This is a genomic window from Catellatospora bangladeshensis (genome assembly GCF_016862575.1).
In the GTDB taxonomy this organism is placed as follows: domain Bacteria; phylum Actinomycetota; class Actinomycetes; order Mycobacteriales; family Micromonosporaceae; genus Catellatospora; species Catellatospora bangladeshensis.
Window position 1 is genome coordinate 341,373 of the sequence record NZ_BONF01000010.1, and the last position, 21,561, is coordinate 362,933.

Sequence of the window (21,561 nt, forward strand, 5' to 3'; positions counted from 1 at the left end):
TCCAGGACGTCGTAGGCGTCGAGTGCGTCGGTGTAGTGGTCCGGGTGGAAGGTCGCGAGGGGGTGGACTACGTTGCTCGCCATGGGTCTGCTGGACAGGTTCTTCGGATCGCCCCGGGACAGGTTCGCGGCCGAGGCGCTGCGGATCGCCCGCCGCGCGCCCGGCATCGTGCGCGCCGCCTACGACGCGGAGAAGTTCGCCGTCGCCGCGTGGCGCGACGGCTCGGGCAGCCCGGTCTGGATCTACCTGGCGAACGTGTTCGCCGAGACCCAGGACGCCCGCCCGGCCGATCGGGCGGCCCGCCTGACGCAGCTCGTACGCATCATCCTGACCCCGCACGACGACGAGAGCTGGGACGAGGTGCGGACCCGGCTGCGGCCGGTGCTGCGCCCCGACACGTTCGGCCAGGCCGGGCCGATGGGCATGGTGCCGCCGCTGTCCCGGGCCGCCCTGCCGCACCTGCGCGAGCTGGTCGTCGTGGACCGCCCCGAGTCGATGGCGTACGTGACGCCGCCGCGCCTGGAGGAGTGGGGCGTCAGCGCCGACGACGTCTTCGCCGCCGCCCGGCAGAACCTCGCCGAGCTGGCCGAGCAGTCGCTGCGACAGCACTGGCCGGACGGCAACGCCATGGTGCGCATGGTCGACTCCGGGGACGGCTACTTCACCTCGCTGCTGCTCGCTCCCGGCTGGCTGGCCGGGGTCAGCGAGCGGATGGGCGAGCCGGTCGTCGCGTTCGTGCCGGACGTGAACACGGTGCTGCTGTGCCCGGCCGACGGCGGCGCGGCGACCGCGCTGCACACGATCGTGGAGAGCGAGTTCGGCGAGGCGGCGCGCAGCATCTCGCCGGTCGGCTACATCGCCGGGGACGGCGGCCGGGTGGTGCCGTACGCGCCGCCGCCCGGCCACCCCGCACATCCCGCCGCCCAGCGCGCCCGGGTCCTGCTCACGGTGACGCAGTACCGCTCGCAGACCGAGTGGCTGTCCGCGCAGTACGCCGAGCACGGCATCGACGTGTACGTCGGCGGCCTGCTCGCGGCGGCGGGGGCGGACGAGCCGCCGTTCACCGTGGCGTCCTGGGGCGACGGCATCGAGTCGTTGCTGCCGGAGGCGGACTTCATCGCGTTCGCCGGGCCGGACGGCGTCTGGGGCCGGGTGCCGTGGGACGCCGTCGCCCGGCTCGTCCCGCTCGCACCGGAGCCCCTGCTCACCCCTGCCCGCTACCGCGTCGGCGGCTGGCCCGCCCCCGACGTCATGCAGCAACTCCGCGCGTACGCCGTCGACTGACGCCCCACGCCCACAAGATCATCCGACTTGCCTGGCAGACGGGCGAATCTTGCACGCGCTTCCGCCCAGGTGCCTGGCAAGTCGGATGATCAGAGGTCACTTGTTCGGCGGCGATTGGCTGATGTCGGCCAGGGCCGAGTCGGGGTCACGCTCCGTGGCCAGGTCGCCGATGGAGACGATGCCCACGGCGTGCCCGTTCTCGGTCACCGGCAGGCGTCGCAGCGCGTGCTCGCGCATCAGCTGCACGGCCCGGGATACGGGCTCGTCCGGGCGGATCGTCACGGCGGGTTCGCTGACGACGTCCCGGAGCAGGGTGCTGTCGGGCTGCCTGTGCTCGGCGAGCGCGCGTACCACGATGTCGCGGTCGGTGAGCACGCCCTCCAGATTGCCCTGCCGGTCGGTCACCAGCACGTCACCGATGTTGCGCCGGCGCATCTGCTCGGCCGCCTCCGTGACGGTGGCACTGTCGAGCATGCACACCGGATCGGTGGTCATGATGTCTCGGACCATCTGCGCGGTTGCCATCTCGAACCTCCTTGTGTGGCATTTCCGTGCAATGGTTGTCTTCCCCGCCCGAACCGGACCAAACGTGATCCGGTCGAGCGGGACGCCCGTCAGGTGAAGATGCTGACTCCACCCGGGCCGACCAGCAGGCCGACGACGATCAGCACGATCCCCCACAGGATCTCCCTGCGCAGCAGGGCGAAGATACCCGCGATCACGAGTACGACCGCGAGGATCCACAGCAGCGTGGCCATGTGCGTCCCCCTTCGATCTGTGCATCGGCCCGCGCTCCGCGTCGGAGGGTGGTGCCGATTCGCACCATTTATCCGTTACCCGGGAAGGATCTCGGCCAAACGCGGGGCGGCCTCAGCCGGTCAGCGCCGAGGCGGCCAGGCGCAGATCGGCGACCAGGCCGTCGTAGAGCGCATCGCGGTCGACGGCGCGCAGCACCGCCGACGGGTGGACGGTGGCCAGCAGCCGCGCCCCCTCCTCGGCGAACAGCTCCGGCCGGTGCGCCGAGGCCGGCCACGGCAGGAGCACCCCGCGCGAGCCCGAGACCGTCGCAGCCGGGCCGAGCAGGCCCTTGAGCGCGGTCCCGCCGAGCGCCACCAGCACCTGCGGGTGCAGCAGGCTCAGCTCGGCGGCCAGCCAGGGCAGGCACGCCACGATCTCGGTGCGGTTGGGATTCTGGTGGATCCGGCGCTTGCCGGACGCCGTGGCCTTGAACTTGAAGTGCTTGACCACGTTCGTCACGTACGCGTCCGCGCGGTCCAGGCCCGCCTCCGCGATCGCCCGGTCCAGCAGCTTGCCGGCGGGGCCGACGAACGGAGCCCCGCGCCGGTCCTCGACGTCACCGGGCTGCTCGCCGATCAGCACCACCCGGGCGTGCTCCGGCCCCGCCCCGAACACCGTCTGGGTGGCGTCGCGGTAGAGATGGCAGCCCCGGCAGTGTGCGGCGGCCGCCCGCAGCCCTTCGATCGACCCCGGATCGTCCGGTACGTACTCCTGAGCACCCCGCTCTGTCCGCACAGCCATGAGGGGACGCGTACCCAGCCAGGCCGGGTGGGAATCAGGCGACCTCGACCGGGTCCAGCCGCAGCCGCTCGATCAGCAGCGCCCGGTGCAGGTTCGCCACCGGCGCGACCAGGTCCGGGTGGCGCAGCAGCGCGGCCGCGCGCCGGTCCTCGGCGTCCGGCTCGGCCAGCCGGGCGAAGTCGTGGCCGCTCTCGGCGGCGTGCTCGCAGCCGGCCACCGCGGTCACCGCGTCGGCGGTCAGGCGCGCGTCCGACAGCAGGCAGGCGGCCCAGCTCGCGACGACCTCGTCGACCCAGCCGCGCCAGACCCGCTCGCTCTCGCGGTCGCCGTCGTACTCGTCGGCGCGCACGGCCCGGTCCAGCCCTGCGGTGCCGCCGGGGCCGAGCATCGACAGCAGGCTCGCGTCCGTCTCGGTCGGGTAGCGCAGCCACGCGGCCACGGTCGCGGCCTGGCGGGCCTGGGCGAGCACGCGCGCGGCCTGCGCCGGGCCGCCGTCGGACGGGTAGGCGCGGGCCAGCCAGTGGGTGGTGGCGGCGATGACGGGGGCGAGGCCTGCGGTCACGACAACCTCTCAGGGTGGCGCGGCCGCGTCGTCGCGGCCTGCCCCGCCGGGTCCGGCGAGGATCCGCAAGCTTAGCCGCGAATCCGCCCTGGTCGGTCCGCCATCTTCGACGGGTACGCGCGGACCCGCCGCTGAATGTGACATGTCCGATACCTGTGGTATGCAGCAGGGGTGGATCGGGACCCCGCCGAGGACCTGCTGGCCATCGCCATCGAGCTGGAGCGGGCCGGCGAGGCCGGCTACCGGATCAAGGCGTTCCGGCGGGCCGCCCAGACCGTGGCGGCCACCGGCCGGGCGGAGCTGGCCGCCCGCGCCGCCGAGGGCAGCCTGGCCAGGCTGCCCGGCCTGGGCGACGTGACGGCCCGCTGCGTCGCCGAGTCGCTGGCCGGGGAGGAGCCGGTCTACCTGCGGCGGCTGCTGGCCACCGCGGACCGGCCGCTGGACGAGGCGACCGAGGAGCTGCACGCCGCCCTGCGCGGCGACTGCCACAGCCACTCGGACTGGTCCGACGGCACCGAGAGCATCGCGGTCATGGCCGACGCCGCCCGCGCCCTCGGCCGGGAGTACCTCGTGCTCACCGACCACTCCCCCCGGCTGACCATCGCCCGGGGCCTGTCCGCCGAGCGCCTCGAAGCGCAGCTGATCGAGGTCGAGCGGCTCAACACCGGCTACGGCGACGGCTTCCGGCTGCTCAGCGGCATCGAGGTGGACATACTCGACGACGGGTCGCTGGACCAGACACCCGAGCTGCTCGGGCGCCTGGACGTCGTGGTCGCCAGCGTGCACAGCAAGCTGCGCTCCCCCGCCGACGTGATGACGGCCCGGATGCTGGCGGCGGTCGCCGACCCGCACATCGACATCCTGGGCCACTGCACCGGCCGCCTGGTCCGCCGCGCGGCCGGCGACACGAGCACGCAGACCCGGCCCGAGAGCGAGTTCGACGCGGCGGCCGTGTTCGCCGCCTGCGCCGCCCGGGGCGTCGCCGTGGAGATCAACTCGCGGCCGGACCGGCTCGACCCGCCCAAGCGGCTGCTCCGGCTCGCGGTGGAGGCGGGCTGCCTGTTCGCGATCGACTCCGACGCGCACTACCGCACCCAGCTCGACTGGCTGCGTTTCGGCTGCGAGCGGGCCGCCCGCTGCGGCGTGCCGGTGGACCGGGTCGTCAACACCTGGCCCGCCGAGCGCCTGCTGGCCTGGACCCGCCGCGACCGCGGCTGATCATCGTCCAGGCTCCGGGTCCCGCGGAGGACCTGTGAACCCGGTCTCCGGGGTAGGGTGTCGGACAGCACCTGAAGTCTGGACTGCTGGAACGAAACCAGGGTCACGTGGAACTCGCGTTGTACGCGTCGTCGCGTCACCGACATCGACACTGATGCAACGTGAGGAGCCGTCAATGGCAGACCGGATGCTGCGTGGAACGCGGTTGGGAGCCAACAGCTACACGCCGGTGCGGGAGACCCAGTTCGCGCCGAGGCAAATCTGCGAGTTCAGCTGTGCCCACGGACACTTCTTCGAGGTGACCTTCGCCGAGGACGTGGCCGCGCCCGTGACGTGGGACTGCAGTTTCGACGGCACCCCGGCGCGGCGCGTCGACGCACCCGAGGACTCGCCGCAGCACGGCAGGGCCCGGCGTACGCACTGGGACATGCTGCTGGAACGGCGCTCCCTCGACGAGCTCGAGATCCTGCTCGACGAGCGGCTGGCGGTGGTCCGCGAGCGACGCGGCCGCGCCGAACCCGGCGCACGGCGCGCCCACCGCGAAGGGTGACGCCCCGCACCGGCCGCGGGCCGGACGGCCGAGGCGGTGGTTCCCCGCGTGTATGGTGGGGAGACAGTTTCTTGTTTGTGGTTCTTCCACCTCCCCTGGATCATCTATCCCGGGGTCGGGTTCTCCTTCCGGATTACCGCGGTTGCCGCTGCTCGAGACGGCCCATCGGGGCCTCGCGACGCATGCGGGCCCCTCTGTATCAAGGAGAACTACATGGCCACCGGCACTGTGAAATGGTTCAACGCCGACAAGGGCTTCGGCTTCATCTCCGTCGACGGCGGCGGCGCCGACGTCTTCGTGCACCACTCGGTCATCCAGCTCGACGGCTTCCGTGAGCTGCGCGAGAACGAGCGCGTCGAGTTCGACGTCGTCCAGGGCCCGAAGGGCCCGCAGGCTGAGGCAGTGCGCCTCGTCTGAGCCCGGTCAACCGCCGGCGTGACACGGACGCCGCAGCCCGGTTCCGCGGATCACCTCACGGAACCGGGCCCGGCGTCCGGCCGGTCCCCAGCTCGCCGGCGGCCGGCTCTCCCCGGTCCGGGTCGAGAGCCGCCGTCTGGTCCACCTACCGCGAAAGGCTCCAGTTTGAGCACAGCAGCACCCGACCGGGCACGTCGGCGCAGGCGCCGCCCCCCGCAGGCTCCCGCCGCGACCGCACCCGAGACCGCCGCGGCAGTCCCGCCACAGCCCGCCGTCCACCACGACGCGCCCGGCTTCGCGGACCTGCCCCTGCACCCGGCGCTGCTGGGCGTCCTGGCGAAGCAGGGGCTGACCGTGCCGTCGCCGATCCAGGCCCGCACGATCCCCGACGCCGTCGCCGGACGGGACGTGCTCGGCGGGGCGCGCACCGGCTCGGGCAAGACCCTGGCGTTCGGGCTGCCGATGCTGACCCGCCTGGCCGGTCGCCGCGCCGCCGCCCGCCGGCCGCTGGCCCTGGTGCTCGTGCCCACGCGGGAGCTGGCCGCGCAGGTCAGCACCGCGCTGGCCCCGTACGCCAGGGAACTCAAACTGCGTACCGTCACCGTGGTCGGCGGCCTGTCGCTGGGCCGCCAGAGCGACCAGCTGCGCAACGGCGCCGAGATCGTCATCGCCACCCCCGGCCGCCTGAACGACCTGCTCGAACGCGGCGACTGCCGGCTCGACGAGGTCGCCGTCACGGTGCTCGACGAGGCGGACCAGATGGCCGACATGGGCTTCCTGCCGCAGGTGACCTCGCTGCTGATCGCGACCCCGCCGGGCGGGCAGCGGATGCTGTTCTCCGCCACGCTGGACGGCGACGTCGACCGGCTGATCCGCCGGTTCCTGAACGAGCCGGCCCGGCACTCGGTCGACCCTCCGGCCGGCGCGGTCGCCACCATGGACCACCACCTGCTGCACATCGAGGCGGCCGACAAGGACGCCGCGACGGCGCGCATCGGAGCCCGCGACGGCCGCGTCATCATGTTCGTCAAGACGCAGCACCGCGCGGACCGGGTCGCCAAGCGCCTGCTGGCCAGCGGTGTCACCGCGGCCGCCCTGCACGGCGGCAAGAGCCAGCCGCAGCGCACCCGCATCCTGGAACAGTTCCGGTCCGGCGCGGTCAACGCGCTGATCGCCACCGACCTGGCGGCCCGGGGCATCCACATCGACGACCTGGACCTCGTCGTCAACTACGATCCGCCCAACGACGCCAAGGACTACCTGCACCGCGGCGGCCGCACCGCCCGCGCCGGGCGCAGCGGCACGGTCGTCACCCTGGTGTCCGGCGACGAGCGCCGCGCCACCTCGCGCCTGCTGGCCGCCGCCGGGGTCAAGGCGCGTACGACGACGGTCGGCCCGCACGATCACGAGCTGACGCGCATCACCGGGGCGCGTACGCCCTCCGGTGTCCCCGCCGTGCTGCCCGCGCCGACGCCCGCGACACCCGAGCAGGCACCGCCGACCGCCCGCGGCCGCCGCAGCCGCGGCCGGAGAGCACGTTGAACGCGCCGCTGCGGCAGCCGGCATCTCCCCCGGCCGTCCGGCCCGAGGGGGGCCGCCATGTCTGACGATCTGCGGATCCGCCTGCACACCCGGGCGGGCGATCTCTGCCTGCTCGTCGCGGGCGAGGTCGACATGGCCACCGCGTACCTGCTCGGCAGGGTGACCACGGCGGTGCTGCGCACCCGCGACGCGGCGAGCCTGTCCATGGACATGTCCGCGGTCACCTTCATCGACGCCGCCGGGATCGCCGCGGTCATCGGCTGCCGCCGCGAGGCGGCCGAACACCGCCTCCCCTTCGCCATCGTCAACCCGTCACGTGCGGTGACCTCGACCATCGGCTTGTGTGGGGCGGAGCACCTGCTCAGGGACCCGGTGACCGGCCGCCTGCCCGCACCCGTGGGGCAGGCGGCGCCCAGCCGGCACCGCCACCGCAGCCGGCCGCCGTCCGGACGGCCACTGCCCGCCCGTCCCTGACGACGCCGAAGCAGCTGATGAGGGGACTCAGCCCCGGGTCCCCTCACGGTGCTCCAGGCCGACCGCGTCCCGCAGCTCGATCATGTCCTGCGCCAGCCGGGACTTGTCCTCGCTGTGCGCCTCCATCAGGTCGGCCAGCCCGTCGGCGATCGCGTTCAGCTTGTGCTGCACCGCCTCGTTCGCCCGGGTCTGACTGTTCTGCAACAGCGCCACCAGCAGGAACGTGATGATCGTGGTGGCCGTGTTGATGATCAGCTGCCACGTGTCGATGTCCCGGAAGATCAGGATCGACGGCGCCCACAGCAGAATGAGCAGCACACACAGGGCGAAGAACCACGCCTTAGACGCGAAACTGCTCGCCGCCTCGGCGAACCGGTCGAACGGCGACATGTCCTTCCCGGACACCGACGACGGCATGTCCTCCCTGCGCCCGGTCATGGCCGTCCCCTTTCCACCGGCTCCCCCGTTCCCCACCCCCACCGCTTTCATGCGAAGGAAGGGCACCTTCTTATCGTTATGTGTATAAGAAGGTGCCCTTCTTAACCGCTCATCGGCCCGCGACACGGCGCGGTGACCTAGGGTCGGTGACATGCCCCCATCCAAGATCCCCGGCGCGACGCTGCTCCGGCGCGGCGGCACGGTGCTGGCCGAGACCCTCGCCCCTGGCACCACCGCCCGCACCCGCTACCAGATCGCCTCGGTGAGCAAGCAGTTCACGGCGGCCGCCGTGCTCCTGCTGGCGCAGCGTGGGGCACTGGCCCTGGACGATCCGATCGGACACCGGCTCGGCGGCTGTCCGCCGGCCTGGCGCGACATCACCCTGCACCACCTGCTGAGCAACTCGTCCGGGCTGGGGCACTGGGACGAGTACCCGCTGATCGACCTGCACCGCCGGGTCGAGCCCGGTGAGCTGCTCGCCTCGTTCCACGAGGTGCCGCCGCTGTTCGCGCCCGGCGCCCGCTTCCACTACAGCAGCCCCGGGTTCGTGCTGCTGGCGCACGTGGTGGCCGAGGCCGCCGGGACGGCGTACCACAAGGCGCTGGCTGAAATGATCTTCACGCCGCTCGGCATGGCGGACACGTTCGCCGGGGAGCCCGGCGACCGCGCGGACCTCGCCGTGGGCCGCGACGCGAGCGGCGAGCCGGTGTCGCCGTACGAGCTGGACGTCGTGGCGATGGGCGCGGGCGACATCTGGTCCACCACCGGCGACCTGCTGCGCTGGGTGGACGCGCTGGGCTCCGGGCGGCTGCTCGACGAGCGCCGTCGCCGCCTGATGCACACCGCGCACACGCCGACCGGCGGCGGGCCGGATGCCGCCGGGTACGGCTACGGCCTGTTCACGGGCACGGTCGGCGGGACGCCGTGGTTCCACCACGACGGCGGCAACGCCGGGTTCCGCTCGTTCCTGGCGTGGGTGCCGGAGCGGGACGTACGCATCGTGGTGCTGAGCGACTCCGAGGCGACCGGCGCCGGCGACCTCGAACCGCTGCTGGCGACGGCACTCTCCTGAGCAGCCCGGACCGCTGAGGGTTAAGAAGGGCACCTTCCTCTACGCATACCGTTAAGAAGGTGCCCTTCCTTGCAGTTGGGTGAGGATGGTGGGGTCGGTGATCCTGGCGTCGTCGGCGAGCAGGAGGACCTTGCTGAGGATGACGCTGGTCATCCGGTCGTCGTCGGCGAAGGGCAGGAACAGGCGCCGGTGCGGCTTGTCGCCGAACCCGGCGGGGACGATGCAGAGGTGGCCGCCCGGTTCGAGGTGGATGCTGCCGCTGGTGAGGTGGATGCGGTAGGTCGCGCGGGTGCCGCGCACCACGGCGGCGGTGCCGTCCACGGTGACGTTGCGCAGGCGGAGGTCGGCGACGAGGGCGGCGAGCACCTCGGCCCGGCTCTGCGCGGCCGGGGTGGACAGGTGCCCGGCGGCGTCGCGGCCGGCCACCGACACGACCAGGTCCAGGTCGCGCATGACCTCGGAGAAGACCACCGGCGGGACCTCGGCCAGCGGCACGGCGTCCTTTCCGGACAGGAAGCGCACCCGGCCGACCTCGACCTCGCCCATGCCCCAGTACCCGTGGAAGTCGCAGCTCAGTGCCGCGGTCAGGGCGCCGGCCGGGCGGGTCGCCTGGTGGTCGGCGTACTCGTGGTGGGTGTGCCAGCCCCGCCCGGACAGCAGCCGCGCGGCCACCCGGCCCGACACGACGTGCCCGGCGAATCGCGCCGACGCGTCCCCGGCCTCCCGCTCGGGTGGGGTGAGCAGGTACAGCTCCCGGAACGCCTGCCGCACCGGCTGGCGCAGCCGCCGCCGGACCACCTCCGCCTGCCAGCGGGCCAGCTCCCCCGCCTGAAAGAGGTGGTAGGGGTGCACGGCGGTAACCGGCCCGCCCGCGTCCACGTCGCCCAGGAACCCGATCCCGCCGGACGCGTCCTGCCACAGCAGACCCGCCGCCATCGCCGCACCGGCGGGCAGCCGCCGCAGCCGCGCCAGGTCCGCGGGCGCGAGCGCGCCGCCCCCGGCGACCAGCCGTTCCATGGTGCCGGCGCGCATCCGGCGGGCCTGGTCGCGCAGCAGGTCCTGGTGTTCGCGGCTCGCGGTGTAGCGGGCGTCGGACCGCACCTGCTTCGGCACCGTCTTGAGCGGCTTGCCCGCGCTGGTCACGGTGATGACCGGGTCGGGACCGTCGAGCACCACCGCGACCGTGTAGTCGCCGAGCTGCCACGCCGGTGCGGGCTCCTCGGCGAGCCGGGACTCGCAGTCCCACTCCAGCGCGCTCGCGTCGGGCAGCCCGGCGACCTGCGCCAGGTGCTCCAGCGCCACCTCGACCGCGGCGGCGTGGCTGTGCCGCCGGTTCGGGCCGAGCTTCGGCCCGCGCCGGGCGGCCTCCCGCAGCGCCAGATAGCGGTCCAGCACGGTCTCGCCGTCGGCCAGGGGCAGCATGCCGTACGCGGCGATGCCCGCCAGCGCGTTGTGCTTCACGCGTTTGAGCACCGCCGCCCGGTTGTGGCCGAGCACCGCGCTCACCAGCTCGCTGGGCACGAGCTTGAGCAGCTCCCGGGTGCCGTCCGGCCCCGCCGTCGCGGCCGCGGCGAGGATCGCGGCCCGGTCGTGGCGCACCACCTCGCCGCCCTCGATCTCCTCCAGCAGCCGGAACAGCTCGACGGCGGGCGCGAGGCCGAGCAGCGGCAGCACCGCGTACGCGTCGCCCGCCGCGCGGCGCAGCCGGAACGCGCGCTGCCGCACCGCCTCCGGCTGCCCGTCCAGGTGGGCGACGTACGCCGCCAGCTCGTCCGGGGTCAGCGCGGCGGCGCCGAAACGCTCGCCGGTGGCCGCCTCACCCGCCCAGTCCAGCCCGCGTAGCGCGAACCGCAGCCCGTGCGGCCTGAACTGCGGCAGCTCGTCGTCCGGCGGCGCCTCAGCGCTGAGGCGCCACAGCACCTCCTGCGCGTACGGCCGCACCGCCGCCGCGTGCGGCGACGGCGCCTGCGCGGCCCCGCCGTATCTCGACGCGTCGCCGAACAGCTCGTTGCCCAGGAACCGGTCCGCGGCGAACGCCTCCTCGACCAGCGCCTCGTCCAGCGCGCCCGCCGTGGCGAGCCCGCCCAGCAGCCGCACCGTGTCGGTGCGCGACAGCCAGCCCAGCGGCGTACGCAGCAGCACCCGCATCCCGGGCACGTCACCGGCGCTCACCACCTGCGTGACGATCTCACCCAGCGGCGGGCGTGGGACCAGGCCGAAGTGGAGCAGCTTGCACAGCGCCGCCAGCCGGGTGGCCGTGGGCCAGGGCGCGTCCAGCACCTGCACCGCGCCCGCGCCGGGGGCCAGCGGGAACGCCTCGTCGTAGGCCGCATTCAGCGCCGCGTCGAGGTCGGCGATGCGGGCGCCGTGCAGATTGCCGAGCAGCCGGTCGTCGCCGCGTTTGACCTGGCGGCGGATCTGCGGCCCCAGCTCCAGCAGCCGCCCGCGATCACCGGCGCGCAGCGCCGCCCGGACCTCCTCGACGCGGGCCTGCAGCGCGGCCCGCTCCTGCTCGAACGCCTCGCGGTACTGCTCCGGCACCGGATAATGCAGCACCTCAGCCCCCGACCAGCGCGGTGAGCCGCACGAACACCACCGGCTCGCCGAGCCGCAACACGATCTCCTCGTCCAGGGCGTCGGCCTGGACACCGTTCACGAACAGGGCGAACGCGCCCGCCTCGAACGCGCGCCAGGCGCGAGCCACCTCGGCGTCCGGGTCCGGGTCCGCCTCGGCACGGCCGGGCAGGCGCACCACTCCCGTGGCGGCCTGCGCGCGGACCTCGGCGTCGGTGAGGTACTGCCGGTCCAGCATGGCCCGGCAGCGTGAGTGGTCCCCACGCCAGGCGCGGACCTGCTCGGCGACCGCGGCCCGGATCAGCTCGCGCACCGTCGTCCGCTCCCGCGCCAGCTCGATCAGCACGTCCGGCAGCCGTTCCCCGCCCGGGACCCGGCTACGCACCTCCACCCGCATCGTCGCCTCCACGCCTCGAAGATCGCCCGACCCTAACCGCCTGGTACGACACCGTCCGGACCGGACGGACGCGGTGCGGGTGACCGGCGTCCTACGTATGACTAGACGGCCCCACGCACCCCTCTAGGTAGGCCACGGCCAGGCAAGATACGCCATCGCTGCGGATGGATCGAGCCCGCCGGGAGACGAGTATTGGTCATGTCAGAAAGACAGGAACCACGGACTGAGGAGTCTGAGATGTTCGGATCGCCCGAGCTGTACTTCGATCTCGCGAAGCTGCACCACCGCGAGCTCCTGGACGAGGCCGAGAAGGAGCGGGTGGCCGCGAGGCTGCAGCGCCACGGCCGCAAGCGCCGCCAGGCGCACGACCGCAACGCGCGGTGAACCCCACCGGCACAGGCCCGGGAGCCGTCACACGGCCCCGGGCCTGTTCGTATGCCCCGCCCGCCGCGAAACCCGGTGCCCTCGCGCGGCACCCGGACGGCACAATGTCCCGATGCCCGGACTGAGCGCCGCCCTGCTGACCGAGATCAACCCGCTCGCCCGTCCCGAGCGGCTGCGCCTGCTGGCACGCCGCGCGCGGGAGCTGGCCGGGACGCCCGCGCTCGACGCCCTGCTGGCCGAACTCCGCACGGGCGACACGTTCCACCGTGAGCTGAGGCTGTTTTTCGCCACCGTCGCCGGGCACCGCGACGCCGTCATCGCCACGCTGGCCGACCCCGACCCCGAGCTGCAGTCCATCGCCCTGGGCGGCTGGCTGCGCAGCCGCCCCGTCACCGCGGGCGAGTTGTGGGACCTGCTCGCCGACGCGCCCGCCCGGCTGCGCCGCACCGCCTACCGCGCCCTGCGTGGAGGCATCTCCGCAGCCGCCACAACTTCTGGGTTGTAACCACAACGCAGAAGTTGTGGCCCGGCGACGGTGATTGCTCCGGACGGGGCCCGCCCGCGATGCCGACCTCGCCGGGTGACGGCTCACCCGTGGCGCGAATGAGGCCGAGCACACAGTCCGGCGGGCGGAAAACGCCTGGCGGTCCTGTCCGTACCCGCCGGTACGCTGTCGCCCGTGGGTAGTCAGCGTGGTGGGGTCAGCTCGGCGATGATCGGGCGCGACCGTGAGCTGCGCCAGCTGACCCAGCTCGTGGCGGCCCGGCGACCGGCGGTGGTGTTCGTCGGCGGCGAGCCCGGCATCGGCAAGACCCGCCTGGTCCGCGAGCTGCTGACGACCCTGCCCGAGCAGGCCGTGGCGCTGGTCGGCCAGGCCGAGCCCGACTCCCTGGCCCGGCCGTACGAGCTGCTCCTCGACGCGGTCGACGGCGTGGACGTGCCCGCCGGCCGCCTGACCGCCCTGACCGATCCGCAGCTCAGCCCGGTCGAGCGGCTGCACAGCGGGCTGTCGCTGGTCGCGGACCTGTCCGGCGAGGCGCCGACGGTCATCGTGTTCGAGGACCTGCACTGGGCCGACTCGGAGAGCGCGGCCCTGTTCGAGCGCCTGGCCGACACCGACGGCCCGCGCCTGCTCGTCGGCACCTACCGGCCGGACGAGGTGAGCAACCGCCACCCGCTGGCCTCGCTGCTGGAGCGCATGGAACGCCGCCACGCCGTGACGCACCTGCGGCTGGAGCGGCTCACCGAGTCGGAGACCGCGGCGCTGCTGGCGACCGTCACCGGCCGCCCGGTGCCCTACCGCACCGCCGCCGCGCTCTTCCACCGCACGGGCGGCAACCCGTTCTTCCTGGAGGAGCTGCTCGGCTCCTGCGCGCCCGGCGACCTGGAGTCGCTGGTCGAGAAGCCGCTGCCGTGGAGCCTGGCCGAGGTGCTGCGGCGCCAGGTGGCCAGCCTCGACCCGGCGGCGCAGCGGGTCGTCGAGGCCGCGGCGGTGCTCGGCCGCCGGGCCCCGTTCGACCTGCTCGCGGAGGTGACCGGGGCGGGCGAGGACGAGCTGATCGGCGTGCTGCGCGACCTGGTGGTGCGCGGCGTGCTGGTCGAGGCGGGCGAGGACGAGTTCAGCTTCCGGCACGCGCTGGTGCGCGAGGCCATCACCGGCCAGATGCTGGGCCGCCAGCGCCGCCGCCTGCACGAGAGCGCCCTGGAGGCGCTGCAGCGCGGCGGCGACGCCGACCCGGCGCTGGTCGCCCACCACGCCCAGGCCGCCGGTCGGTACGCCGACATGGTGTCCGCGGCCCGCCGCGGCGCGCTGGAGTACCTGGCCATCGGCTCGGCGTACCAGGCACTCCAGCTGGCGGAGATGGGCATGGCCGAGGAGCCCGACGACCTGGTGCTGCTGTCGGCGGCGGCGCGCGCCGCGTGGCTGGCCGGGCTGCTCGACGACGCCGCCGGGTACGCCCGGCGCTGGCGCGACCTGGCCGACGGCCCCGCCGACCGGGCCGACGCGCTCTACCTGCTGATCCGGCTGTCCTGGGAGGCCGACGACCTGCCGTGGCTGGAGCGGGTCACCGCCGACCTGGAGCAGCTCATCGCCGAGCTGCCGCCCGGCGCGGACCAGGCGCGGGCGATGACCGCGGTGGCCCAGTCGGCGATGCTGCGCGACTACGACGACGAGTCGCTGGCCTGGGCCGACCGGGCGCTCGCGCTGGCCGCCGAGTTCGATCTGCCGCAGATCCGGCTGGCCGCGCTGGTCGAGAAGGGCACCGTGCTCACCGGCTACTCCGAGCGCGCCGTCGAGGGCCGGGCGATCCTGTCCGGGCTCGTCGCCGAGGCCGAGCGGCGCGGCGAGTGGGTGCTGGCCGCCCGCGCGCTCAACCGCCTGCTGCACATGCCGCAGACCTCCTCGCTCACCGAGCAGGCCGAGCTGCTGGAGCGGATGCGCCGCGACGCCGAGCGGGCCGGGTTCGAGGCGCTGGCCGTGGCCGCGTACTACCAGGGCCGGGCCCGGCTGGCCATGCGCGAGGGCGACCTGCGGGCGGCGATCGGCGCGCTCGACGACGGCCGCGCCCGCGACCGCGGCTACCACTACTCGGGCCGCCGTGCCGACTACCACGCGGTGTTCCTGGCCGGGCTGTGCCTGGAGTCCGGCGCGCTGGACCGGGTGCGCCGACTGCTGGCCGACCTCGGCGGGATCGAGAAGGTCGACCCGATGGTGCTGCACAGCGTCGGCTTCCACCTGGCCTGCCGCGACGGCGACCTCGCCACCGCCGACGCGCTGCTGGACCGGGTCCTGGACGCCCTGCGCGCCCAGCCCTGGCGCAGCGGCGAGCAGGCCCACGACCTGCTGTCCGCCGCGCTGCACCTCGGGCTGCCGCTGCCCCGGCTCAAGCAGCTGTCCGAGGCGCTGCTCGACGGCCAGGTCTGGGACCACTGGCGCACCCTGGTCGAAGCCCAGGTCGCCGAGGTATGCGGCCGGACCGCCGCGGCGTTCGACGGCTACCGTTCCGTCGCGGGGACACCCCTGCTCGCCCCGGCCGTCAACGGCACGGCCCACCTCGGCGCGGCCCGCTGCCTGCTCGCCCTGGGCCGCGACGCCGAAGCCGCCGACCGGGTGAACCGGGCCGGTGAGCTGCTACGACACTGGGCGGGCTGGCGCGTCGAGCAGCTCACCCAGCTCCAGGCGCAGCTCGGCCTCGCCCCCGCCGACAGCCGCCACACCGTCACCGGCATCGCCGCCCTCACCACCCGCGAACGCGAGGTCGCCCTCCTGGTCGCCGACGGCCTCACCAACGCCGAACTGGCCCGCCGCCTCTACATCTCCCCCCGCACCGCGGCCGTCCACGTCTCCAGCATCCTCCGCAAACTAGGCGTCACCTCCCGCACCGAAGTAACCACCGCCCTCACCCACTGACCACCCGCCCCGCCCCGCGCCTCGAGCCTCGCCCGCGCCAAGATCGCGCGATTTGCCTGGCACATGGGCGAATGCGCGCTCAAGATACGCCCGAGTGCCAGGCAAGTCGGATGATCATGGCGGCTCGCGGCCGGCACGGGGTGGCGGTCCGGGAAGAAGGTGGGAGGACCCCTCAGCAAGTCCGCAAGGGACGTGTCAGGTCACACGCACGAGGCGTGGACAGAGGAGGGGCCCTCCACGGCAGCGATCCTCCACCGAACGCCCCCGCCCGGTCAAGCCGGAGCGCGGCGGAGCAGGCGGCAGGGGCACTTGACAGCGCGGGCTCGTGGATGTTTTCTGTGAACGTTCACAGCGGGCGCCCGGTCCGGTGTGGACGCCTCCGATGTGTCTGTGGGCAAACAAACACCTCAGGAGGACCCATGCACAGAACGAAGGCACTGCTCGCCGCCGCGGCGCTGGCCGTCGCGACGGCGCTGGCCGCTCCCGCGCTGCCTGCGGCGGCCGCCTCGACGGTCACCAACCCCGGGTTCGAGTCCAACGGGGCGAGCCAGACCCCGTCCGGCTGGTCCGAGTCGGGCACGGTCGCGGCGTCGAAGTCCGAGGCGGGCGGGCGCAGCGGCAGCTACCGCGGCACGCACTGGTCGGCCTCGGCGTACACCGTCGAGACGTACCAGACCCTGACCGGCCTGACCAGCGGGTCGTACACGCTGAGCGCGTGGGTGCGCTCGGGCGGCGGCCAGTCGGCGGCGTACGTCGCGATGAAGAACTGCGGCGGTGCGCAGGCCCAGGCGAACATACCCACGAGCAGCTCGACCTGGGTGCAGGTGTCGGTGACGGCCAACGTCAGCTCCACCAACTGCACCATCAGCGTCTACTCCAACGCCGCCGCCAACCAGTGGATCAACGTGGACGACGTCACCTTCGCCAAGAACGGCGGCGGCACCACCCTGCAGGTCAAGGGCGGTGACGTGTCCTCGGTGAAGAAGAACGAGGACAAGGGCGCGCTGTACTACAACGCCTCCGGCACGCAGCAGGACCCGCTGCTCATCCTCAGGAACGCGGGGATGAACTACGCCCGGCTCAAGGTCTGGGTCAACCCGGCCGACGGCTACAACAACAAGGCCCGCGTGCTCACCATGGCCAGCCGGATCAAGGCGCAGGGCATGAAGCTGCTGGTCGACTTCCACTACTCCGACTCGTGGGCCGACCCGGGCAAGCAGGTGCCGCCCGCGGCCTGGTCCGGCCACTCGCTGTCGCAGCTGGTGACGGACGTCTACAACCACACGTACGACGTGCTCAACGCGCTGAAGGCGCAGGGCACGACGGCGGACATGGTGCAGGTCGGCAACGAGATCAACCCCGGCATGCTGCTCCCGACCGGCAGCACCTCCAACTGGGGCAACCTGTCGCAGCTGCTCAAGTCCGGTATCAGCGCGGTCAAGGCCGTCAACTCGTCGACGCTGGTCATGCTGCACCTGGCCGAGGGCGGCGACAACGCCACCTTCCGCTGGTGGTTCGACCAGGCCGTGGCGTACGGGGTGCCGTTCGACGTGATCGGCGCGTCCTACTACTGCTACTGGCACGGCCCGATGTCCGGCCTGCAGACGAACCTGAACGACATGGCCTCGCGCTACGGCAAGCCGGTGCTCGTCGCGGAGACTGCCTACGGGTTCACCACCGCGCAGGACGACGCGGAGACCAACATCTTCACCTCGTCGCTCGCGAGCACCTGCGGCTACCCGGCGACGGCGCAGGGCCAGCGGGACGCGTTCCAGGCGGTGGTGAACATCGTGAAGAACGTGCCCAACGGCCGCGGCATGGGCGTCTTCTACTGGGAGCCGGCCTGGACCGCGCAGGCGGGCGCCGGCTGGGACCCCACCAACCCGTCGTCGGGCAACGGCTGGGAGAACCAGGCCCTGTTCGACTACAGCTCGCGGGCGCTGACCGCGATGTCGGTGTACGGCTCGATGTAGGCGACGGCGCCGCCGGGTGGTAGGGCACCCGGCGACGCCGCCGTTGACAGCCGACGCGACTGTTGCGAGTATGTGAACGCTCACAGACACATCGGCGGTCTTCGCGCCGCGCCCGCCGCGACCACGCATCGCGCGTGGCGTCCGGCGGCGCGGTTCAGGCGGTGGCGATCACGCGCACTCCGCCACCCGGCACGGTGACCTCCCCGGCCCAGCCGGTGCCGTCGAGCAGGTCGGTCCCGGCCACGTCCGGCACGGTGACCGGCTCGTCACCGTGGTTGATCAGGAACAGAAACGCGCCGCGCCGCACCGCCTCGACCGTCTCCGGCAGGCCGCGCGGGCGGTCCACCCCGGCCGCGTCGAGCGCCCGCGCCAGCACCGGCCGCAGCTCGTCCACGCTGGTGGCGACATACCAGGCGGTGCCGTTGCCCAGCTCGTGCCGGGTGATCGCGGGATGCCCGGCGTCGGGGCCGGAGGCGAAGTCGGCGACGCTCACGGCACCGGCCGGGCGCACCCGCTCCGACCACACCCGCGAGGACGAGCCGTCCGACAGCGCGACCGTCTCGTGCTCCCGCAGCGGGTGGAACTCCTCGACGGACAGTCCCAGCACGTCGCGCAGCGCACCCGGGTACGCCCCCGGGTGCACCGTGTCATGTTCGTCGACGATCCCGGAGAAGTACGACACCAGCAGGTGCCCGCCCGATTCGACGAAGCAGCGCAGGTTCTTGGCCGCGGCCTCCCCCAGCAGGTAACCGCTGGGCACCACCACCAGCCGGTACGCCGACAGGTTCTCGGCCGGGTGCACGAAGTCGACCGTGGCGTGCTCGCGCCAGAGCGCCTGGTAGTACGCGTCGACGCGCTCGCGGAAGCGCAGGTCCACGCTGGGCCGCCACTCCAGCTCCAGCGCCCAGTAGGACTCCCAGTCCCAGACCACGGCCACTTCGGCGTGCACGCGCGAGCCGCGTACCCCCTCCAGAGCTTGCAGCTCAGCACCCAGACAGACCACGTCGCGCCAGAGCTGGGAGCCGGTGCCGGCGTGCGGGACCATCGCCGAGTGGAACTTCTCCGCACCCGACCGCGAGGCCCGCCACTGGAAGAACAGCACCGCGTCCGAGCCGCGCGCGACGTGCGCGAGGCTGTTGCGGCGCATCTCCCCCGGCCGCTTGGCGATGTTGCGCGGCTGCCAGCTGACCGCGCCCGTGGAGTGCTCCATCAGCAGCCACGGCCGGCCGTTGCCCAGCGAGCGGCTCAGGTCCGCCGACAGGGCCAGGTCGATGTGGTTGTCGGGCTGCTCGGCGTTGAGGTAGTGGTCGTTGGACACCACGTCCACCTCGGGCGCCCACCGCCACAGGTCCATCGACTTGCAGTTGGTGGTCATGAAGTTGGTGGTCACCGGCAGGCCCGGCGTCACCTCGTGCAGGACGTCGCGCTGCACGGTGAAGCAGGCCAGGTTCTCCGCCGAGCTGAAGCGGGCGAAGTCCAGCCGCTGCGCCGGGTTGACCACGGTGTGGTTCGCGCGCGGCAGGTCGATCTCGTCCCAGTCGCCGTAGCGCTGGCCCCAGAAGTTCGTGCCCCACGCCGCGTTGAGCGCGTCCAGCTCGCCATAGGTCTGGCGCAGCCAGTCGCGGAACGCGTGCAGGCTGGTGTCGCAGTAGCACTCGCCGAGCGGCGCGCCGTACTCGTTGTGCACGTGCCACATCACCACGGCCGGGTGGTCGCGGTAGTGCTCGGCCAGCTTCCGCGCCAGCGCAGCGGTGGCCGCGCGGTACTCCGGCGAGCTGGGGCAGGCGGTCTCCCGCCCGCCCACGCCGTAGCGCACCCCCTCGCGGTTGACCGGCAGGGTGTGCGGGTACGCCTTGGCGAACCACGGCGGCGGGGCGGCGCTGGGCGTGGCGAGGTCGACGCTGACCCCGTTGGCGTGCAGCCGGTCCACGATCTCGTCGAGCCACCCGAACTCGTAGCGCCCCGGCGCCGGCTCCAGCAGCGCCCAGGCGAACACCCCGAGGCTGACCAGGTTGACCCCGGCCTCGCGCATCAGCGCGACGTCCTCCTCCTGCACCTCGCGGGGCCACTGCTCCGGGTTGTAGTCGCCGCCGTAGGCCAGCCCCCGCAGGCGTGGCACGACATGATCGGACTGAGGCACAGGATCCCCCTGAGAAGCACGGTACGTCTGTGAACGTGCACAGTAGCCGAGCGCTGCCGCCGCCGGAAGGGCGGTCCGGGGCGCGGCGGCATGATCATCCGACTTGCCAGGCACAAGGGCGAAAGCCGGCTCAAGATTCGCCCGATTGCCAGGCAAGTCGGACGATCATGCGAGCCCAGACCCGCGTGTAACGCGTCGGACACGGGGCCTTGACGGGGTCGATACGGCAGCGCAGACTGTGGCGCACTGTGAACGTTCACAGAGATTTCGCCTTTTGACGGAGGACCTATGCGTACCAAGCGGCTCAGCGCGGCGCTGTCCGTGCTGCTCGCCGGCGCCCTCGTGGCGGGCTGTTCGAGCGGCGCGGAGGAGCAGACCCCGCAGGAGACCGGACCGGTCGAGCTGACCTTCTGGACCTGGGCGCCCAACATGGACAAGATCGCGGCGGTGTGGAACGAGGCGCACCCCGACATCAAGGTCACGGTCAGCAAGCAGGCCGGCGGCGACGAGGCGGCGGCGAAGTTCCTCACCGCGGCCAAGGCGGGCAACGCGCCCGACCTGGTGCAGGCCGAGTACCAGATGCTCCCGTCGTTCGTGGCCGCCGAGGCGGTCGCCGACATCAAGGCCGACGTCGAGGGCGTGCGCGGCGAGTTCTCCGACGGCATCTGGAGCCTGGTGACGCTCGGGACGGATGCCGTCTACGGGCTGCCGCAGGACAGCGGCCCGATGATGCTCTACTACCGCCAGGACCTGTTCGCCAAGTACGGCATCGCCGTGCCGAAGACGTGGGACGAGTACGCCGCCGCGGCGCGTACGGTGCGCGCCAAGGACAAGTCGGTCTACCTGGGCGGCTTCTCCACGAAGGACCCGGGCTGGTTCGCCGGGCTGTCGCAGCAGGCGGGCGGCCAGTGGTGGGCCATCACCGGCGAGGCGTGGAAGGTCGGCATCAACGACGAGGCCACGAAGAAGGTCGCCGACTTCTGGGGCGGCCTGGCCAAGGAGGGCGCCGTCGACACGCAGGCGCCGTGGACGCCGGAGTGGAACGCCGCGCTCAACGGGGGCAAGCTGCTGACCTGGGCGTCGGCGGTCTGGGGTCCGGGCGTGCTGTCCAGCAACGCCCCTGACGGCAAGGGCAAGTGGGCGATCGCGCCGCTGCCGCAGTGGAGCGCCGGGGAGAGCTACTCCGGCTTCTGGGGCGGCTCGTCGATCGCGGTGTCCGCGGGCAGCAAGCACCGCAAGGCCGCCGCGCAGTTCCTGAGCTGGCTCAACACCGACGCCAAGGCTGTCGACCTGCTGATCAAGGAGGCGGCGATCTACCCGGCCGCCAAGAGCGGGCAGAAGCTGCTCACGACGGCGCCCGAGTACTTCGCCAACCAGCCCGACTTCTGGCAGCAGGCCACCACCATCGCGGGCACCGCGCGCGGCTTCACCTTCGGCCCGAACGTCAACGTGGCGTACGGCGCGTACAAGGACGCCTTCGACAAGGCGGTGCAGCAGAAGTCCTCCTTCGCCGACGCGCTCACGTCGGTGCAGGACGCGACGGTCGCCGACATGAAGAAGTCCGGCTTCACGCTGGCCGGCTGAC

The 21,561-nt window shown here is 73.0% G+C and carries 20 protein-coding genes; 12 read left to right on the top strand and 8 right to left on the bottom strand.

Features of this window, described 5'->3' with window-relative positions; genetic code table 11:
- Positions 1-81 precede the first annotated feature (81 nt).
- Positions 82-1,284, top strand: a complete 1,203-nt coding sequence (locus Cba03nite_RS10660) for a DUF1444 domain-containing protein (RefSeq protein ID WP_203744711.1) — start codon at positions 82-84, stop codon at positions 1,282-1,284.
- A gap of 96 nt (positions 1,285-1,380) precedes the next feature.
- Here the strand turns inward: Cba03nite_RS10660 and Cba03nite_RS10665 are convergent, their stop codons facing one another.
- From Cba03nite_RS10665 to Cba03nite_RS10680, 4 genes are all read right to left on the bottom strand, one after another.
- Positions 1,381-1,809, bottom strand: a complete 429-nt coding sequence (locus tag Cba03nite_RS10665) for a CBS domain-containing protein (RefSeq protein WP_239125622.1) — start codon at positions 1,807-1,809, stop codon at positions 1,381-1,383.
- A gap of 89 nt (positions 1,810-1,898) precedes the next feature.
- Positions 1,899-2,042 (bottom strand): GPGG-motif small membrane protein, encoded by a 144-nt coding sequence (locus Cba03nite_RS10670; RefSeq protein WP_203688747.1) that lies wholly within the window; start codon positions 2,040-2,042, stop codon positions 1,899-1,901.
- 112 nt (positions 2,043-2,154) lie between these two features.
- The gene (locus Cba03nite_RS10675; protein ID WP_203744713.1) at positions 2,155-2,823 is read right to left on the bottom strand and encodes a UdgX family uracil-DNA binding protein; all 669 of its coding nucleotides are present in this window, start codon (positions 2,821-2,823) and stop codon (positions 2,155-2,157) included.
- Between the two features lie 34 nt (positions 2,824-2,857).
- Positions 2,858-3,385, bottom strand: a complete 528-nt coding sequence (locus Cba03nite_RS10680; protein ID WP_203744715.1) for a hypothetical protein — start codon at positions 3,383-3,385, stop codon at positions 2,858-2,860.
- Between the two features lie 171 nt (positions 3,386-3,556).
- On the opposite strand from Cba03nite_RS10680, the gene Cba03nite_RS10685 reads away from it, so the two are divergent.
- From Cba03nite_RS10685 to Cba03nite_RS10705, 5 genes are all read left to right on the top strand, one after another.
- Entirely contained in the window at positions 3,557-4,603 is a 1,047-nt protein-coding gene (locus Cba03nite_RS10685; protein ID WP_203744717.1) for a PHP domain-containing protein, read from the top strand.
- A gap of 175 nt (positions 4,604-4,778) precedes the next feature.
- Entirely contained in the window at positions 4,779-5,153 is a 375-nt protein-coding gene (locus Cba03nite_RS10690; protein ID WP_203744719.1) for an RNA polymerase-binding protein RbpA, read from the top strand.
- Between the two features lie 213 nt (positions 5,154-5,366).
- Positions 5,367-5,570 carry a cold-shock protein gene (locus Cba03nite_RS10695; protein WP_203744721.1) on the top strand — a complete coding sequence of 68 codons (204 nt, stop codon included), beginning with the start codon at positions 5,367-5,369 and terminating at the stop codon, positions 5,568-5,570.
- A gap of 165 nt (positions 5,571-5,735) precedes the next feature.
- Positions 5,736-7,112 carry a DEAD/DEAH box helicase gene (locus Cba03nite_RS10700; RefSeq protein WP_239125623.1) on the top strand — a complete coding sequence of 459 codons (1,377 nt, stop codon included), beginning with the start codon at positions 5,736-5,738 and terminating at the stop codon, positions 7,110-7,112.
- A 57-nt stretch (positions 7,113-7,169) separates the two neighbouring features.
- Entirely contained in the window at positions 7,170-7,586 is a 417-nt protein-coding gene (locus Cba03nite_RS10705; protein WP_203744723.1) for an STAS domain-containing protein, read from the top strand.
- Positions 7,587-7,613: 27 nt separating this feature from the next.
- Here the strand turns inward: Cba03nite_RS10705 and Cba03nite_RS10710 are convergent, their stop codons facing one another.
- A complete protein-coding gene (locus Cba03nite_RS10710; protein WP_239125624.1) occupies positions 7,614-8,024 on the bottom strand; it encodes a low affinity iron permease family protein in 411 nt (136 codons plus the stop codon).
- A 151-nt stretch (positions 8,025-8,175) separates the two neighbouring features.
- Between Cba03nite_RS10710 and Cba03nite_RS10715 the strand changes: the two genes are divergently transcribed.
- A complete protein-coding gene (locus Cba03nite_RS10715; protein WP_203744725.1) occupies positions 8,176-9,096 on the top strand; it encodes a serine hydrolase domain-containing protein in 921 nt (306 codons plus the stop codon).
- A 51-nt stretch (positions 9,097-9,147) separates the two neighbouring features.
- On the opposite strand, the gene Cba03nite_RS10720 is transcribed toward Cba03nite_RS10715, so the two are convergent.
- The gene (locus Cba03nite_RS10720; RefSeq protein ID WP_203744727.1) at positions 9,148-11,652 is read right to left on the bottom strand and encodes a DUF4132 domain-containing protein; all 2,505 of its coding nucleotides are present in this window, start codon (positions 11,650-11,652) and stop codon (positions 9,148-9,150) included.
- Position 11,653: 1 nt separating this feature from the next.
- Entirely contained in the window at positions 11,654-12,079 is a 426-nt protein-coding gene (locus Cba03nite_RS10725; RefSeq protein ID WP_203744729.1) for a hypothetical protein, read from the bottom strand.
- Between the two features lie 225 nt (positions 12,080-12,304).
- Here Cba03nite_RS10725 and Cba03nite_RS10730 point away from each other — a divergent pair, with 225 nt between their 5' ends.
- The 4 genes from Cba03nite_RS10730 to Cba03nite_RS10745 all read left to right on the top strand — a co-directional run bounded on the left by Cba03nite_RS10730 (position 12,305) and on the right by Cba03nite_RS10745 (position 17,836).
- Positions 12,305-12,451, top strand: coding sequence for a hypothetical protein (locus Cba03nite_RS10730; RefSeq protein ID WP_203744731.1), 147 nt, complete (start codon positions 12,305-12,307; stop codon positions 12,449-12,451).
- A gap of 112 nt (positions 12,452-12,563) precedes the next feature.
- A complete protein-coding gene (locus tag Cba03nite_RS10735) occupies positions 12,564-12,956 on the top strand; it encodes a hypothetical protein (protein WP_203744733.1) in 393 nt (130 codons plus the stop codon).
- A 174-nt stretch (positions 12,957-13,130) separates the two neighbouring features.
- Positions 13,131-15,863, top strand: a complete 2,733-nt coding sequence (locus tag Cba03nite_RS10740) for an ATP-binding protein (RefSeq protein WP_239125625.1) — start codon at positions 13,131-13,133, stop codon at positions 15,861-15,863.
- Between the two features lie 419 nt (positions 15,864-16,282).
- Positions 16,283-17,836 carry a glycosyl hydrolase 53 family protein gene (locus tag Cba03nite_RS10745; RefSeq protein WP_239125626.1) on the top strand — a complete coding sequence of 518 codons (1,554 nt, stop codon included), beginning with the start codon at positions 16,283-16,285 and terminating at the stop codon, positions 17,834-17,836.
- Between the two features lie 154 nt (positions 17,837-17,990).
- Here the strand turns inward: Cba03nite_RS10745 and Cba03nite_RS10750 are convergent, their stop codons facing one another.
- The gene (locus tag Cba03nite_RS10750; RefSeq protein WP_239125627.1) at positions 17,991-19,955 is read right to left on the bottom strand and encodes a beta-galactosidase; all 1,965 of its coding nucleotides are present in this window, start codon (positions 19,953-19,955) and stop codon (positions 17,991-17,993) included.
- A gap of 309 nt (positions 19,956-20,264) precedes the next feature.
- On the opposite strand from Cba03nite_RS10750, the gene Cba03nite_RS10755 reads away from it, so the two are divergent.
- Entirely contained in the window at positions 20,265-21,560 is a 1,296-nt protein-coding gene (locus tag Cba03nite_RS10755; RefSeq protein ID WP_203744735.1) for an ABC transporter substrate-binding protein, read from the top strand.
- The last annotated feature ends 1 nt before the right edge of the window (position 21,561 follow it).